This is a genomic window from Streptomyces sp. NPDC107559, from assembly GCF_055657365.1.
In genome coordinates this window covers 356,725-373,039 of sequence record NZ_JBVKBD010000008.1, presented here as the reverse complement: position 1 = coordinate 373,039, position 16,315 = coordinate 356,725, and the positions used below count along the sequence as shown (strand labels likewise).

Annotated in this window: 11 protein-coding genes and 3 pseudogenes; 6 read left to right on the top strand and 8 right to left on the bottom strand. The window is 69.8% G+C overall.

Going from position 1 to position 16,315, the window contains the following annotated elements:
- Positions 1 to 359 precede the first annotated feature (359 nt).
- The 7 genes from rbsD to ACZ7OY_RS25040 form a co-directional block, all read right to left on the bottom strand.
- Positions 360 to 749 (bottom strand): D-ribose pyranase, encoded by a 390-nt coding sequence (rbsD, locus tag ACZ7OY_RS25070; protein ID WP_471913434.1) that lies wholly within the window; start codon positions 747 to 749, stop codon positions 360 to 362.
- Positions 746 to 1,648: a ribokinase gene (locus ACZ7OY_RS25065; RefSeq protein WP_471913433.1), complete on the bottom strand. Its 903-nt coding sequence runs from the start codon at positions 1,646 to 1,648 to the stop codon at positions 746 to 748. Before ACZ7OY_RS25065 ends, rbsD begins: the two co-directional genes overlap by 4 nt.
- Before the next feature lie 81 nt (positions 1,649 to 1,729).
- Positions 1,730 to 3,676, bottom strand: coding sequence for an ABC transporter permease/substrate-binding protein (locus ACZ7OY_RS25060; RefSeq protein ID WP_471913432.1), 1,947 nt, complete (start codon positions 3,674 to 3,676; stop codon positions 1,730 to 1,732).
- A complete protein-coding gene (locus tag ACZ7OY_RS25055) occupies positions 3,666 to 5,186 on the bottom strand; it encodes a sugar ABC transporter ATP-binding protein (protein WP_471913431.1) in 1,521 nt (506 codons plus the stop codon). Before ACZ7OY_RS25055 ends, ACZ7OY_RS25060 begins: the two co-directional genes overlap by 11 nt.
- Positions 5,183 to 6,199, bottom strand: coding sequence for a LacI family DNA-binding transcriptional regulator (locus ACZ7OY_RS25050; protein WP_471913430.1), 1,017 nt, complete (start codon positions 6,197 to 6,199; stop codon positions 5,183 to 5,185). The genes ACZ7OY_RS25055 and ACZ7OY_RS25050 overlap by 4 nt, the downstream gene beginning before the upstream one ends.
- Before the next feature lie 931 nt (positions 6,200 to 7,130).
- Positions 7,131 to 7,844, bottom strand: coding sequence for a uridine kinase family protein (locus ACZ7OY_RS25045; protein WP_471913429.1), 714 nt, complete (start codon positions 7,842 to 7,844; stop codon positions 7,131 to 7,133).
- Positions 7,845 to 8,219: 375 nt separating this feature from the next.
- Positions 8,220 to 9,074 carry a tetratricopeptide repeat protein gene (locus tag ACZ7OY_RS25040; RefSeq protein ID WP_471913428.1) on the bottom strand — a complete coding sequence of 285 codons (855 nt, stop codon included), beginning with the start codon at positions 9,072 to 9,074 and terminating at the stop codon, positions 8,220 to 8,222.
- A gap of 364 nt (positions 9,075 to 9,438) precedes the next feature.
- On the opposite strand from ACZ7OY_RS25040, the pseudogene ACZ7OY_RS25035 reads away from it, so the two are divergent.
- The 6 genes and pseudogenes from ACZ7OY_RS25035 to ACZ7OY_RS25010 all read left to right on the top strand — a co-directional run.
- Positions 9,439 to 9,744 (top strand): annotated as a pseudogene (locus tag ACZ7OY_RS25035) (hypothetical protein); the annotation flags it as partial.
- Positions 9,745 to 9,909: 165 nt separating this feature from the next.
- Entirely contained in the window at positions 9,910 to 10,374 is a 465-nt protein-coding gene (locus ACZ7OY_RS25030; RefSeq protein ID WP_471913427.1) for a GNAT family N-acetyltransferase, read from the top strand.
- Between the two features lie 38 nt (positions 10,375 to 10,412).
- Complete coding sequence (locus tag ACZ7OY_RS25025) at positions 10,413 to 10,547, top strand: hypothetical protein (RefSeq protein WP_471913426.1); 135 nt, start codon at positions 10,413 to 10,415, stop codon at positions 10,545 to 10,547.
- Positions 10,548 to 10,611: 64 nt separating this feature from the next.
- Positions 10,612 to 10,788: pseudogene (locus ACZ7OY_RS25020) on the top strand (hypothetical protein); the annotation flags it as partial.
- 187 nt (positions 10,789 to 10,975) lie between these two features.
- On the top strand, positions 10,976 to 11,767 hold the full coding sequence (locus ACZ7OY_RS25015; protein WP_471913425.1) for a class I SAM-dependent methyltransferase: 792 nt from the start codon (positions 10,976 to 10,978) through the stop codon (positions 11,765 to 11,767).
- 137 nt (positions 11,768 to 11,904) lie between these two features.
- Positions 11,905 to 12,156, top strand: a pseudogene (locus tag ACZ7OY_RS25010) (helix-turn-helix domain-containing protein); the annotation flags it as partial.
- 91 nt (positions 12,157 to 12,247) lie between these two features.
- On the opposite strand, the gene ACZ7OY_RS25005 reads toward ACZ7OY_RS25010, so the two are convergent.
- Positions 12,248 to 15,961, bottom strand: a complete 3,714-nt coding sequence (locus ACZ7OY_RS25005) for a S8 family peptidase (protein ID WP_471913424.1) — start codon at positions 15,959 to 15,961, stop codon at positions 12,248 to 12,250.
- Between the last annotated feature and the right edge of the window lie 354 nt (positions 15,962 to 16,315).

Sequence of the window (16,315 nt, the reverse complement as noted above, 5' to 3'; positions counted from 1 at the left end):
TGCACGTCGTCAGCCGGGCCAGCGTCGGCGTGCAGACCGGAGCGGCGGCCGCAACTGTCCGCCGCTCTGGCCTCTCACCGCCCGCCGGTGCTTGCGCACAGGATGAAGACGCACATCCGCCGTGACCACCGTCGGCGCCGGGCCCGGAGACGGGGTGCCACGGCAGGTGCGAGGTCGAATCCGTACCACGGCTCAGGCGGCGGCCGTCCGTTGAGCACGTGGTCGACAACCCGTCGGGCGGTCGGCTCCTCGAGAGGCGGGCAGTTGTCGCTGCCTGCCAGGCAGACGGACGCCTCTTGCTGCGTGACGGCTTGCTGGGCTTCCCGGTCTTTGCCCGGAGCGCGACGTACGCACCTGGGTCAGAAGAAGACCCCGCAGCGCAGCAGGACGTTGGCGTACGGGCGGGCCTCGCCCGTACGGACGATCAGCTGCGCCTGTGCCGACAGTTCCTTCAGGCGCTCGTGCGTGACGAGTGCCAGGTCAGGAAAGTGCCCGTCGAGCAGCGCGGCCGCCGCGGGATTGGCGGTCCGGATCTCCTCTGCCGCCGTCGCTCCCTCGATGACAAGCTCGGCCAGCAGGCCGTCCAGCACGTCGGCGAAGGACGGGACTCCGGCCCGGAACGCCAGGTCCACCACGCGTGGGCCCTTGGGTATCGGCATGCCCGCATCGCACACCAGCACCTGATGGGTGTGACCCAACGCGGCCAGTTCGCCTGCGAGATGACGGTTGAGAATTCCTGTCCTCTTCACAGCGTGTCGACCTCCGCGGCGGTGGGGTAGGAGTCCTGGGCTCCACGGCGGGTGACGGCCAGTGCGCCGACGCGTGCCGCATAGGCGGCAGCTGCCTCCAGCGTCGCTCCGGCGCCGAGCCCGTAACCCAGCGCCGCGGTGAAGGCGTCGCCGGCCCCGGTCGTGTCCACCGCGTCGACGTTCACCGCGGGGATGCGGGTGGTGGCGTCCCGGGTCGCCACCAGGGCTCCCTCTGCGCCCAGGGTGACGACGACCGAACGCGGGCCGCGCTCGAGAAGTGCCTGTGCCCACTCCTCGGGGGTGTCGCCTGCGGCGCCGTCGCCGAGAATGACTCCGGCCTCGTGTTCGTTGACGATCAGTGGATCGGATGCCGCGAGGACTTCGTCGGGCAGGGGCACCGGGGGCGAGGGATTGAGCACGAAACGGGTTCCGGGTGCCAGATGGCGCACCACCTCCACCACCGTCTGCAGCGGGATCTCCAGCTGGGTGGAGACCACTTTGGAGGCGCCGAGCAGAGCGGCTGCGGCCCTGACGTCCTCGGGTGTGAGGTGTGCGTTGGCTCCCGGCGAGACCACGATGCTGTTGTCGCCGGACGGGTCCACGGTGATCAGCGCGACGCCGGTCGGGGCTTTGCCCACCAGCACCTGCGCGGTGTCGACGCCTGCGGCTCGCTGGGAGTCCAGCAGCAGGCGGCCGTAGGCGTCGTCACCGACGCGGGCCAGCAGGGCGGTGCGGGCGCCCAGACGAGCGGCGGCAACCGCCTGGTTGGCGCCTTTGCCGCCGGGGTGGACGGCCAGGTCGGAGCCGAGCACCGTCTCTCCGGCGGCCGGCCGGCGCTCGACGTCGATCACGAGGTCGGCGTTGGCGGATCCCACGACCGTGAGGTCGAAGTCGTACATGAAAGAGACCTTCTCGCTAGGAGGCCGGGGCGGATGCCACCGTGTGAGTGCGGTGACACCCGCCCCGGCCAAAGCGCCGTGTCAGCCGTGGAAGCCGGCGACGTTCTGCTGGGTGACGACCTTGACCGGCACCTTCACCGCGTCCTGGACCTTCTGGTCCTGCACGGCCTTGAGCGCGTTGTCGACCGCGATCCGGCCGAGCTGGCTGGGCTGCTGGGCGACGGAGGCGTAGAGCGTGCCGTTCTTGACCGCGTTCAGTCCGTCCGGGGTCCCGTCGAAGCCCAGGACCTGGACCGACGTGCCGGCCTTGGAACCGAGCGCCTTGATGGCGCCGAGGGCCATCTCGTCGTTGGCGGCGATCACACCCTGGACGTCGGGGTGAGCCTGGAGCAGGTTGGACATCACGTCCAGGCCCTTGGTGCGGTCGAAGTCGGCCGGCTGCTGGGCGACGACCTCGATGCCCGGGTAGGCCTTCAGGCCCTTGGCGAAGCCGGCCGCACGCTCACGGGCGGCGGAGGTACCGGCCTGGCCCTGGAGGATCACGATCTTGCCCTTGCCGCCGAGCTTGTCGGCGAGCGCCTTGGCGGACAGCTCGCCGCCCGCGACGTTGTCAGAGGCCACGAGTGTGTCCACAAACGCCTTGTTGACGCCCCGGTCGACGGCGACAACGGGGATCTTCGCCTTGCCAGCGGCCTTCACGGAGTTGCTCGCGGCGTCGGAGTCCACCGGGTTGACGATGATCGCGCTGAAGCCCGAGCTGGTGAAGTTCTGCAGCTGGTTGGCCTGCTGGGAGGCGTCGTTCTGGGCGTCGGTGACCGTCAGGTCCACACCGAGCTTCTTCGCCTCGGCCTGCGCACCCGAGCGGATCTGCACGAAGAAGGGGTTGTTGAGGGTCGACAGCGACAGGCCGACCTTCGGGGTGCTGCCGGAGGAGCCGCTGTGCAGGAAGCTGGTGGCGCCCACCAGCGCGACGGTGACCGCAGCAGCCAGCGCGTAGGTGCCCGCCTGACGGCCCTTGCCACCGCCCGTGCCGGCGGCGACGGGACTCGCACCGGCCTTGCGGCGCACCGTGTCCAGGAGCACCGCGAGCGCGATGACGACGCCGATGACGACCTGCTGCCAGAAGGCGGACACCGACAGGAGGTTGAGGCCGTTGCGCAGCACGGCGAGGATCAGCGCGCCGATCAGGGTGCCGGACGCCTTGCCGGTGCCGCCCGCGAGCGAGGCGCCGCCGATGACGACCGCGGCGATCGCGTCGAGTTCGTAGCCGTTGGCGGCCTGCGGCTGGGCGGAGGACAGCCGGGAGGCCAGCACGATGCCTGCAGCCGCCGCGAAGAGTCCGGACAGCGCGTAGATGGCGAGCTTCTGCTTGTTCACCCGCAGGCCCGACAGTCGCGCGGCCTCCTCGTTGCCGCCGATGGCGTACATGGAGCGGCCGATATAGGTGCGGCCGAGGATGAAGGCGGCCACCAGCCCCATCACGACCATGACCAGCACCGGCACCGGAAGCCAGTTGCCGAGGGTGTCGCCGAGGTGGGAGACGGAGGACGGGAAGGGGATGGGCACACCGCCGGAGATCACCAGCGACAGGCCGCGGGCCACCGACAGCATGGCGAGTGTCGCGATGAACGGGGGCAGCTTGCCGTAGGCGATGAGGAAGCCGTTGACCAGACCGGCCACGATACCGGTGGCGATGGAGAGCAGGAGAGCCAGGACGACGGGTACGCCGTGCGAGGTGGCACTCCAGGCGAGCACGGTCGACGACAGGGCCGCCACCGAGCCGACCGACAGGTCGATGCCGGCCGCGACGATCACGAAGGTGACGCCGAAGGCGAGAATCGCCGTCACAGCCGCCTGGACACCTACGTTGAGCAGGTTGTCCGTGGTCAGGAAGTCGCCGGACAGTGCCGACAGGACGATGACGAGGACGATGAGCGCGGTGAGCGCACCGTTGTCGAGCAGGACGCGGCGCAGGCCGCTCGTGGCGCCGGAAGCGCCCGCCTTGCGCTTGAGCGTTTCAGTGGCCACGACGGGCCTCCGTTTCGGTTGTGGGGTTGCTGACGGCGAGCGCCATCACGGCGTCCTGGGTGGCCTCGTCGGCCGCGAGTTCGCCCGCAATCCGGCCCTGGGCCATGACCAGCACCCGGTCGCTCATGCCGAGCACCTCGGGCAGGTCGCTGGAGATCATCAGGACGGCCGCGCCCGCGGCGGTCAGTTCGTTGATGAGCTGGTAGATCTCGACCTTCGCGCCGACGTCGATCCCGCGCGTCGGCTCGTCGAGGATCAATACCTTGGTGTCGGCGAGCAGCCACTTGCCGATGACGACCTTCTGCTGGTTGCCACCCGACAACGTCCTCACGTGCTGGCCGAGTCCGGCCATCCGTACGCCCAGCTGCCCGGCGATCCGCGCGGCCGCCTGATGCTGGCTCCTGCGGTCGACGAGACCCGCGTGCGTGGCGGCACGCATGGTCACCAGGCCGAGGTTCTCCTCCACCGACGCGTCCAGCACCAGCCCCTGGCCCTTACGGTCCTCGGGCACGAGCCCGATCCCGGCCGCCATGGCCGCACTGACGTCATGCCGGCGCAGCACACTGCCGGAGACCTTCACGCTCCCCCGGTCGTAGGGATCCGCCCCGAACACGGCGCGCACCACCTCGGTACGGCCCGCGCCGACCAGGCCCGCGATGCCGACGACTTCGCCGGCGTGCACCTCGAATCCGATGTCGTGGAAGACACCGTCACGTGCCAGTCCCTCCACCGTGAGCAGGGCAGGGCCGGCGGCAACACGTTCACGCGGGTACTGCTGCTCGATGGAGCGGCCCACCATCAGCCGTACGAGTTCCTCCTCGGGCGTGCTCGCCGGAACCTGCCCGACGCTCCGGCCGTCACGGATCACCGTCACGCGGTCGCCCAACGCGGCGATCTCGTCCAGGTGATGAGTGATGAAGACGATGCCCACGCCGTCCTCGCGCAGGCTGCGCACGATCGCGAAGAGCTTCTCGACCTCCTCGGAGGTCAGGACGGCGGTCGGCTCGTCCATGATGAGCACCCGCGCGTTCAGGCTGAGGGCCTTGGCGATCTCCACCATCTGCAGGCGGGCGATGCCCAGTTCGCGCACCCGGGCGCGGGGCGAGACCTGCACTCCCACGCGCTCCAGCAGCGTGGCGGCCTCGGCCTCCATGGCCTTGCGGTCGACCATCCCGAAACGGCGCGGCTGACGGCCCAGGAAGATGTTCTCCGCGACCGTCAGGTCGGGAACAAGGTTGAACTCCTGGTAGATCGTCGCGATTCCGAGACGCTCGGCGTCCTGCGCCCCGTGGATACGTACCTCTACGCCGTCGACCAGAACGCGGCCGGCATCGGGTGTGTTCGCACCCGACAGCATCTTGATGAGCGTGCTCTTGCCGGCACCGTTCTCGCCGAGCAGCACGTGCACCTCGCCCCGGCGCAGGTCGAAGTCGACACCGTCGAGCGCGACCACCCCGGGAAAAGACTTCCGTATGCCCTCGATGCGCAGCAACTCTTCCCGGTCGCTCACGGCTGGCTCCTGTTCGTTGCGGGGGACTCGCCACACGAGCGGCGTACGACGAGACGGGCGGGCAGAGTGACGGACTCAGGGGTCCGTCCCTCGGTGCGGTCGATCAGCGCCCGCACCGCGGCGCGCCCCAGCTCGCCCGTGGGCTGGGCAATGGCGGTGATCGGCGGATCGGTGTGCACGAACCACGGGATGTCGTCGAACGCGGCGAGCGCGATGTCGTGCGGAACACGCAGACCACGGGCCCGGATGGCGTCCAGCGCGCCGAGCGCCATCAGATTGTCGGCGGCGAAGACGACCTCCGGCGGTTCGGGCAGATCGAGGAAGCCCTCGGTCGCCCGTCGTCCGCTCTCGGCCTGGAAGTCGCCCTGCCCGATGTAGGCGTCGGGCAGGGGAAGGTCGTAGGCGGCGAGCGCATCACGGAAGGCGCCGATCCGCTCGCGGCCCGTCGTGGTCGCGGCAGGCCCCGCGATGATCGCGAGCCGGCGATGCCCGAGTCCGTACAGATGCGCGACCAGGGCTTCGATGGCGGCCTGTCCGTCGGAGCGCACCACCGGCACGTCGACGCCCGGGATCCACCGGTCCACGAAGACCATCGGCGTGCCCGCCCGCGCCACCTCCAGCATCAGCGGGGAGCAGCCGTCGGTGGGCGAGACCAGCAGCCCGTCGATGCGCCGGTCCAGCAGGGTCCGCACGTGATGGTCCTGCAGGCCGGGCCGCTCGTCGGCATTGCCGATGATCACGCTGTAGCCGAGCGCACGGGCTTCTTCCTCGACGAAGCGGGCCAGCTCGGTGAAGTAGGGGTTCAGCACGTCGCTGATGACCAGGCCCAGGGTGCGGGTCCGGTCGGTGCGCAGAGACCGCGCGACGGCGTTCGGGCGGTAGCCCAGCTCCCCGACGGCGGCCAGCACGCGCTCGCGTGCCGCCGGGCTGACCGACGGATGATCGTTCAGGACCCGGGAGACCGTCGCCACGGACACTCCCGCCGCAACAGCCACATCCTTGATGCTCGCCATCGCCGCTCCACCTCCTCGTGGATTTTCTGTAATCGATTACACCGACTACACAGGAAAGATTGGAATCGATTTCATTCACACGAAGCAAGACCCGACCGAGGTGAGCTGCATCACCAGCTCCGTACGGTTCCAGACCTGACCGGCAGCCCTCCGGCGGCCCCGCCGCAAGCGCCACCGGTCACCGGTCACCGGTCACCGGTCACTGGTCACCGAGAGCGGACCGGCCTTCCGACCGGTCCCTTCACCGCCGACGCGACGCCAGGCGCACTCCCGGGCACATCCATGTCCCCGATGACCCGGTTCATCAGGACCTGCGCTTGGACCTGCGCTTTGGAACATGAGGATGCCCGCCGTCATTCCCGCAACCCGCGGACGGCACTGACGGCCACTCCCCCGCCACCGGCTCAAGAACCACAGCACGCCGATGCAATGCCCATGACACAAACGGCCAGACCCCCGCCCAGAAGCCACGGATACACCGCGGCACCGGTGCGACCACCCTTCACCAGCCAGTGCTGCAACATCCAGCCCGGGGATGCACCGACAACCGGCTGCATCCCTGGGCGGGACACCGTCGAGGCGTGACCCGGCCTACATGGACTGGATCACCGAAGCGCGACCGACGCCGAGAGGTATCGGGCTCATCGGCGGGAGAAGGGCGAAACCGTCTCCTACGCCGGAAAGCTCCCGCAGTGCCGGGCAGCAACGCCGGCCGACCTGGACCCAGAGGGCGCAATGCCGGAACGTACGGCGGCCCGTCCCCTGATGCAGGGGACGGGCCGGCAGCCGCGCGAAGTACGGGTCGGCCAAAGCGACGACCCTTGTCGAAGCAGGCGTTCGCACTCTGGGCCGGCACCATGACCCGACCACGCAGCACGCCCCGGGATCAGCAACAGGGAAAAGCTGCCGAGCCCCACATCTGTCCCGTGGTTCAGCGGGCGGCCGCAAGATGCGGGCCGACCAGGTTGTCGACCGCAGTCAGCAGGTCCGCCGTCGGCATCATCCCGTCGAGTACGAGATCCGCCCGGGCCCGGGAGGGGGCGACGAAGTCCGTATGACGTTCGCGGCCGCTGTTCAGGTAGTTACGCAGAGAGATCGCCGGGTCCTGGCACTGAATCTCGATCTTGCGCAACAGTTTCCTGGCCAGGCGCACGTCATCGGGCGCATCGACGTAAATCCGCCAGGTGGCCTGACCAGCGATTTTGGGAAGAGTGAGGGCGAACAAGCCCTCGACCACAACCAGGCGGTACCGGCCGCTGGCAGCCGCTGCGTCGACCGCGGCAGCCGCTGCGTCCTCGTCGATGGAGCCGGGATGGTTCCAGTCCAGCGTTTCGGCACCCGTGGCGCTCAGCGTGCGCATCCCGCGCTGTGGATCGTGCGCGGGCACGTAGAAATCGTCGAGGTGAACAAGGGCCACAGCCCCGGGCCGGTGGAGCACGAACGCTTCCGCGAGGGTCGACTTGCCCGAGGCGGTGCCGCCTGCGACTGCCAGCACGGGCACGCGACGTCCTGCGCTCATGGCGTCTGTGATCCGCACCGGCATGTCTTCTCCCGGGAAGAAGCTGCCGCTGGCTTCCCGGCTCAGGCAGGTGCCGGCTGCGTAGGAGTCATGCTCGGCGGTCATGGTGGTGTCGAGCGTGGTCATGGCCGCTGCCCTCCAATGCAGTGAGGTGCGTCCGGCACAAAAACGTCCGGCCGGTCGCAGAGCAACGTGCTCGATCGGCACCTAAGAGCCGCAAGCCGCCGCAGCCACCGAAGCGGCCACGGGATATCCGTCGCAGGGGGATACAAGAGTGGCCCCGCACCGGGGTGCAGGGCCGCAGTGGTGAGGAGGTTATGTTGCGAAACCGCCGATGCGGAACCCGGCGCTTATTACGACTCCAACACGATCGCCGGCCATCTCCCGTGGTCACGACTTCCCACCACTCGCCGAGGATCGAACCGCAAGTTGCGCAGGGCGGCGCAAACAGCTGGTACTGCCCTGCGTACGGCCCGTCACCGCCCCCGATCGTGCGGCTTCTCACGCAGAGTCCGGGTCCTTGGCAGTGATGCGGGTCAGCAGCATGCGGGCATCCCGGATGCGAGGGTGGTCCGGATGGAGGTACTTCTCACAGGCGGCCAGCGCCTCGCGGGCGGCGGCTTCCGCCTCACTACGGCGGCCCAGGCCATGCAGGGCTGCAGCCGTGGCAAGATCTGCAGCTCCACTGCCGGCACGGCCCACCGGTGCAAGCCGGCGGACCTCGGCCAGCGCCTCCGCGTACCGGCCCTGCCCATTCAGGCTGTCCACCAGGACACGCTGCAGGACCGCAGCGGTGGGCTCGTCCGCTCGCGGCAGGTTCCCGCGGGCGATGGCTTCCGCCTCTTCGTAGCGACCCTGCCCGTTCACGGCGCCGGCCAGGTAGGCCAATGCCTCCAGTTCGCTCTGCCACACCTCGGTGAAATACGCGAGACGGGTGATGGCGCGCAGGATGTCCAGCGCCTCGGCCTCAGCCTCGGCACACCGGCCTTGCTGGACGAGGACCAGGACACGGTCCGACCGGAGCTCCAGCAGTTTGCCCCGCAGATGCAGCCCGCCGTCCATGTGCGCCGCCGCCGCGATCATGCCTTCCAGCTCGGGCAGCACCTGCGCCCCCCGCCCGTGAGCGATGGCTGCCGCGCAGGCGGAGAACATCGCCAGCCACGGCACGAGCCACGGGTCACCGCCCCGCACGCGCGGCGCGGCCGCAAGAGCCCTCGCCCCGGCCTCGGCCTCCACGAACTCGCCTGCCTCGTACAGATCCGAAATCCGGTCGAAAACCGCCCACTGCGATGGGGCCACCTCCACCCCGTCACGCCGGTGCCGCGCGCGGTCCCACCACATGCGTATCGATCTCACAAACCGCGAGGCTACGACAGCCCAAATCCCCGCCAACGCCGAGGGCCCCGCACCCTCACCCACCCCCACCTGCAACTTTCAGCAGCATCCGGCACACACACGTCGATGAGACCGCCCAACCTTCAGCCACACGGCACACGGCACACGAAGTCTGAGGAACATCCGTGTCGGATCGTGCGCCATGCGTTCGTCAGCCCTGGTGGGCGGCTGACGGAACGTCGGTCGTGGGGCTGGTCTGAAGTTGTTCCACGGATAACGTCCCATCATCTGCGGGAGATTGATTCGTCACCTGCGGTGACGTTCACCGGGCCGTACGTGAAGCGGCCCTGTTATCCGTGGCAAGGCGAGAGCGGTGCGCACCGTCATGCAACTGCCAGCCGGGAAGGTGTTGACCGTCCGCGCGGCGGCCGATGCGTTCCTCGACGCGCTCAGCAACCCGAACACGGTCCGCAGCTACGGGGTCGGCGTCGGCAGGACCGCCGAGCGGATCGGCGAGGCTCGCCCGCTGGGGTCGGTCGCGGACTTCGTGCCAGAGACCGTCTACTGGGACGCCGGCACCGCTCGGCTCCTGCCCCGCCTGCTACGCGGCCGCGCCCGTGGGCCGGTGTTCGTCACCCACCGCCGTCCCGGCCAGGGGAAGGTCGTCGGCTCGCGCGACGTGTGCCCGGAACCGGCCAGCCTGCTCGCACCGGGCAACACGCGCCTCTGACCCACAGCCCCTGGAGACCCCGAAGGGGCCCCGCAGCGAGGACTGGACCAAGAAGCACCGGCCTCTCGGCTGAGCATGGCCAACACGCTCCGAAAATCACTTGCAGCACCTCCCTAGAGTGCGGACATGCCGATTTCGCTGCACCTGCAAGAGATCACCCCTGACAACTTCGAGAGCGCTATCAACCTGAGAGTCCGCCACGACCAGGAACACCTAGTGGCACCCGTGGTGAAGTCGCTCGCCGAGGCATACGTCCACCCCGGAGTCGCATGGCCTCGGCTCATCTGCGACGACGACGAAGTCGTCGGGTTCCTCATGGCGTTCTTCGACATCGACTGGACGGGCAAGGGCACCGACTTCCGCTCAGGACTCTGGCGTCTCAACATCGCAGCTGGAAAGCAGGGCCAGGGCTACGGACGCTTCGCAGTGCAGTCCGTGGCCAGCGAGATCCGGCGCCGAGGAGGCATGCGCCTGACGACCACCTGGCATCCCGGAGTGGACGGCCCAACAGGCTTCTATCGGGCACTCGGCTTCCACCCAACCGGTGAGACCAGCGGAGATCAAACGGTGGGCGTGCTGGAACTGAGCTGAACCCGCGATTCTGCCGCACCGGCAGATCTTCCGAGCGAGTGCGTGGCGGCCTTCCTGGTCGGCGTCGGCTCGCCCGCTCCGCCGCCCGGATGCACGGCGAGCACGTCGACACTGTCCTCGACGAGCTGTCCAGCCTGCTCAGGGTGACCGGCGCGCCGACCACCGTCGCGTAAAACGCCAGGAAAGACCTCCTGGGCCTGCCTCCGCCCGGACCCGCCCGGACCGGACCGGGAACAGGTCAGCGATCTGCTCTACCGGTTCCACCGCCGATGCGCCGACGCCGGCCTTCCCGAACTGCGGTGCCCAGCCACAACCGTCGAGACAGGGCGGCCAGAGATCCTTGCGTTCCTGCACACCAAGATCACCAACTCCGGCTCCGAAGACACCAACCGGGTCACCAAGACCATCACCCGCCACGCCCACGGCCGGCACATCCCCGGCAGCCAGCACTTACGCATCCGCTGCGCGACTATCCGTCGAGTCCGTGGACACCTCGATGCCCGCCAAATTTCGTTGATCCCGCACCGTGCAATCGTGTTGGCTGGCGGCACCACACTGTCAGTACCGCCGGTGTCCGCCCGGCTGCAGCAGGGAGTCAAACGTGCAGGACATTGTCGTCGACCCCGTCGCCCACAATCGGGCAGCCTGGGACAAGTACGTTCAAGAGGGCAACGAGTGGTCGAGGCCGGTCAGTACCGCGGAAGTCGAGCGCGCCCGCAGGGGCGACTGGTCGATCGTCCTCATCGGGCATGCGCCGGTCGACCGCTCCTGGCTGCCGACGGACCTGACCGGCAAGGACGTGCTGTGCCTGGCCTCCGGCGGCGGCCAGCAGGGTCCGATCCTCGCCGCCGCAGGCGCGCGGGTCACCGTATTCGACAACTCACCCCGCCAGCTCGGCCAGGACCAGATGGTGGCGGCCCGCGACGGACTCGAGCTGCGCACCGTCCTGGGCGACATGCGCGACCTCAGTGCCTTCGGCGACGCAGCATTCGACGTCGTATTCCACCCGGTCTCCAACCTGTTCGTACCAGACCTGGCACCGGTGTGGCGTGAGTGCTTCCGCGTCCTGCGACCGGGCGGAACCCTGCTCGCGGGCTTCCTCAACCCTGATGTGTACTTGTTCGACCACGAGGCGCTCGACGAGCGCGGCGAGCTGACCGTCGTGCACCAGCTGCCCTACAGCGATCTCACGCAGTACTCCGCCGAAGAACGCGCCACGAAGTTCGGCGCGGACGCCGCTCTCGAATACAGCCACACCCTCACCGGCCAGATCGGCGGGCAACTCGCCGCGGGATTCGCCCTCACCGGCTTCACGGAAGCACCGCACCAATCCAACGCATCCGCCACCTACATGTCGCACTATTTCGCGACGCTGGCCATCAAGCCTGGCTGACCCAGCCGTGAGGCCGGCCGAGACGCCCGTGTCTGCGAACGGCCCAGCGGAACACTGCGCCGGCCCAGCCCCCACTGCTGAATTCGTGATGTCGTGCGTGGCTGACCGGGGCTGGCTCTGTGCGGTAGCACCGTGGGATGCGGTGTCCGCAAGGGGGCGGACTGACCGCCCAGTGCCGGGAGTTCCGGGAACGGTGACGACTGGAAGCGGCTGAGCGGTTCGCGCGTGGTGAGACGAACGCGGTGGTCGCCGAGGAGTTGCGGGTCAGCGTCCGGTCGGTGCAGCGATGGACGCTGGGCCGGATCAAGGCGGTGATCGGCCGGCGGTTCCCTATGACGTACATGGTCCAGGGCGTGCGCAAGCTCCTGGTGCGTAACGACGGGTCGTGCCTCTGACACCTGGGAACGCCGCGTGGGCGGGGCCGCCGGCTGCGGTCCCACCCACGCGGTGCTGTCCCGGGTGACCTCCCGGGGTGTGACGTCAGCGCAGGCCGAAGGCCCGGTTGATCGTCTGCGAGACGGTGTTGCCCGCGCTGTCCCGTGCGCCGACCCGGAGGGTGACGAAGTCGGCGGACCGCGGCGCGCGCAGGTTCGTCCGCCATCCGTCGTCGCACCGGCTCAGGTCGGTCCGCTGCCAGGTCGCACCGTCGTCGTACGACACCTCGACGGTCGGCTTCCCGATGGTGGCGGTGGTGCCCGGCAGGTGCGAGGCGGTCACCGTCAAGCCGGCGTGCCGGTCGGCACGGCCGGACTTGTCGGTGTCCACGCCGTAGTCGAGCTGGATGAGCGGCAGGGACACCACCGCATCGCTGCCGGTGACCGCGGAGGTGAAGTCCCACTCGGTCAGCGTGTGCGTCGAGTACGGGTTCGCCCAGGTGCCGCGGTCGTTGTCGAGGACCAGCCGGTAGGGCAGGCGCTCGGCGCCGAGGCCGGGAACCTGCAGGTACTCGGCGTTGCCCCAGTCGAGCTGCTGGTCGCCCTGGTAGAGCGACATCCAGTCCTTGACGTCGAAGTTCGCGCCGGCCTCGCCGACGTGGCCGGACCCCGAGTCACCCCAGCCGGGCGCGATGATGTCCATCGTGTCGAGGTAGCGCACCGGCTGGTAGTTGAACGGGCCCATGCGGGGCCGCTGGATCGGGCCGAACCAGCTGACCTTGCCGGTCTTGCGCGCCGGGTAGTTCAGCGGGTCGATCGAGTGCTGCCCGGTCTCGCCCTGGATGAAGGCGTCGTCAAGCCACGTGGTGCCGGCGGTGACCCAGTCGGTGCGCTCGCCCTGGGCGGGCGCGGTGAGCTGGTTGCCGACGGCCCAGCCGCGCCAGACGTCCGGACGGAACTCCATCGCCTTGCCTTGCCGGTAGTTCCGGAAGGAGACGTTCACTCGGGCGAGGTCCTTGGACTCCTCACGCCAGGTCGGGTCCGCCGGAACGGCGCCCGTCCAGTGGTGCACGACGTCGTAGACGTAGTCGGTCGTGGGGTGCGAGGTGACCTTCAACGTGACCGCCCCGTGCCGAAGCTGGCCGAGCAGGTCGGCGCCCTGGTCGGCGTTGAGCGTCGCCACCGTCACCGGGGCCGGGCTCTGCGGGCTCCAGGGGTTCTCGTCCCAGGGCTGCAGGCGGCCGGCGCCGTCGTTGACGACCAGCAGCAGCCGGGCGCCGGCGGCCGCGGCGGCCTCCGCCTGGGCCTTGATCCCTGCCGTGCCTGCGCCGCGCACCACGACGGCCTTGCCGCGCACGTTCTGCCGCGCGAGCTCCTCGGCCGTGCCGGTGCCGGCGAAGACCGCCGTCAGGTTCCGGGTACCGGCGGGCAGCGGCGTGGCAGCGCGCTTGACCAGCGGGTCGTTGAAGGTCGTCGACTTCGTGCTCACGGTCAGCGCGGGCTGCTCGAGGCGGAAGCGGGCGCCGGTCTCGAACTCGCCGTCGGTGACCTTCTTGCCGGTCGGGAGCGCCCAGATGCTGTCGTACGACGGGTCCGGCAGCATCGACGTCTCCACCAGGCTGTCGGTGAAGGACCGGTGGGCGTCCAGGCGCGGCGCGACGGCGGTGGTCTGCTGCGGCACGCGCGCCAGGATCCGGCGTGCGTTGCGGCCGTCCAGGGTGACGGTACGGTCCTGGTCCAGCTTCACGTCGTTGAAGGCGAGCAGCACCATGCCGCGCGAGTGCGGGCCTTCGGCGCCCTGCACGTCACCGGTGAGCCAGCCGCTGTAGCTGCCGACGGGCAGCCGCGCCGTGCCGGTGCCGGACGCGTCGAGGTCCATCACCGTGAAGAGGTGGTCGGCGGTCAGGACGACCCGGCCCTCCAGCGGCTTGCCCGAACGGTCCTTGGCGACCACGGTCAGGTTCTGCCGCTGGCCCTCGCGGGCCGCGCCGATCAGGGTCCGGGCGCGGACCGTCCCGGCGCCGTCCGTACCGGTGATCATGGCGCTGACCGACTGGTCGCCCGCCAGCTTGTCCAGAGCCGTGGTCAGCGTGACCGTGGCGGTGCCGTGCGCGGGCACGGTGACATGGTCCTCGGAGAGGCTGAACAACCCGGCCGGGACGGTGCCGTTGACCGCCAGGTCGAGGCTGACCGGGGCGTCGCCGACGTTGGAGTACGTCACCGTCTGTACGTCGGTCTCCCCCGGCTTCGGGGGCCACGTGTGGAAGCCGGAGTAGGCGCTCGTGGTGGCGAAGACCGTGGTGTGCACGGCCGCCAGCGCGTCGAGCCGGCCGGCGCCCGCCTGGTACGGGGTGTACGCCGGGGTTGCCTTGGCGCTGCTGACCAGCGCCTCCTTGAGCTGGGTGCCCGTCCAGTCGGGGTGCTCCGAGGCGAGGAGCGCGGCGGCACCGGCGACGTGCGGCGTCGCCATCGACGTGCCGCTCATCGTCGTGTAGTAGCCGGAGCCGCGCCTGTAGTGCGAGCGCGCCGCGACGATGTCGACGCCGGGCGCGGTGATCTCCGGCTTCAGTCCGCCGTCGCCGTCACGCGGGCCCTGGCTGGAGAAGTCGGCGAGCGTGTCGGTGGAGTCGACGGCGCCGACGGTCAGCGCGGAGTCCGCGGCGCCGGGGCTGCTGATGGAGTGCGGGCCGCCGTTGCCCGCCGCGATCACGAACAACGCGCCCGTGTCGTGGCTGAGTTCGTCGACGGCCTGGCTCATCGGGTCGGTCTTGTCACCGCCGCCGCCCAGACTCATGCTGATGATCCTGGCCTTCTGGTCGCGGGCGGCCCACTCCATGCCCGCGATGATCCAGGATTCCTGGCCGCTGCCCTCGGAGTTGAGCACCTTGCCGACGGCCAGCCGGGCGCCGGAGGCGACACCCCGCTCCTTGCCGTCGGAGGCACTGCCCGTGCCGACGATGGTCGAGGCGACGTGCGTGCCGTGGCCGTTGTAGTCGGCGATGTCGTCCTCGCCGGGGACGAAGCTGGAGCTGTCGGACACCTGCCCGGCCAGGTCCGGGTGTTCGGTGTCCGCGCCGCTGTCGAGCATCGCGACCTTCACGCCCTGGCCGGTGTCGCCCTCCGCCCATACCTTCTGCGCGCCGATCTGGGCAGTGGAGTCGGCCAGGTCGGCCTTCACCTTGCCGTCGAGCCACACCTTGGCGACGCCGCCCGCGAAGGACGGCTTCGCAGACCGGGCCGCCGCGCCGGAACCCCCGGTGAGCGATGACCAGAACTCCGGCGCCTGCTTGTGGTTCTGCGCGAGGGCCGCGCCCTGGATGCTGTCCAGGCGGCGGATGTCGGTCGAGCCGGCCATCTTCGTCCGGGTGCGGGCCTTGGCGGCGGCTCCGGTGTAGCGCACGATCAGCGGAAGCCGGGAGCTGTGCGCGTCGTCATAGCCCTCGGTGATCAGCCGCGTCACGTTGAAGAGCTGCTTGTCGAGTTTGCCGGCGCTCACGTACGGCAGGGCGGCGTCGGGGTAGACATAGGTGGCGCCGTCCACGACAACGCGGTGGAAGCCGGTGGTGGCTCCGCTCGCGGCCTGGAATGAGCGCACGACGGTGCCGTCGGCGGCGGTCCCGATGGTGACCTTGTCACCCGTGATCAGGGTGACGGTGTGCGTGCCGGCATCGCCGGGGGTTTGGTGTCCGGCGTCGTTGTGCGACACCTCACCGGCGGAGTGCGCGGACACAGCGGCAGTCGCGGGTATGACGCCGAGTGTGAGCGCGGCCGCCACGGCGAGGGCGATCGGCCCGGGCCGGGGGATGGGAACCTTGGGCAAGGAAGACTCCTGAGACGCGGCGAAGAGCGAAAGATCACTGGATCCTCTGGCCTCCCCCGCCGTCGTTCAAGGGGTCGCACATGTCGCTCTTGCGCCATGTCACTGTTACGCCGCGAGCAGACGGGGTCGTCGGCCACCGCGCGTCCGGGGGGACGGCGGCGAACCGCCCCATGAATTCGGCGTGTCGAGGGACGGAGCAACGGGCCTGTGGGGCATCCCGGTCGGCGGCCTGGCGCATGCCTCCGCCGGGGCGGACGCCAGGTGCGGCGGGCCCGCGCTCTCAAGTCATCGATGGGTGGTGGGCCTTCCTGCGGGGGCCGCCAGCCCTACAGCCGGTACCGACTCGCCGTCACT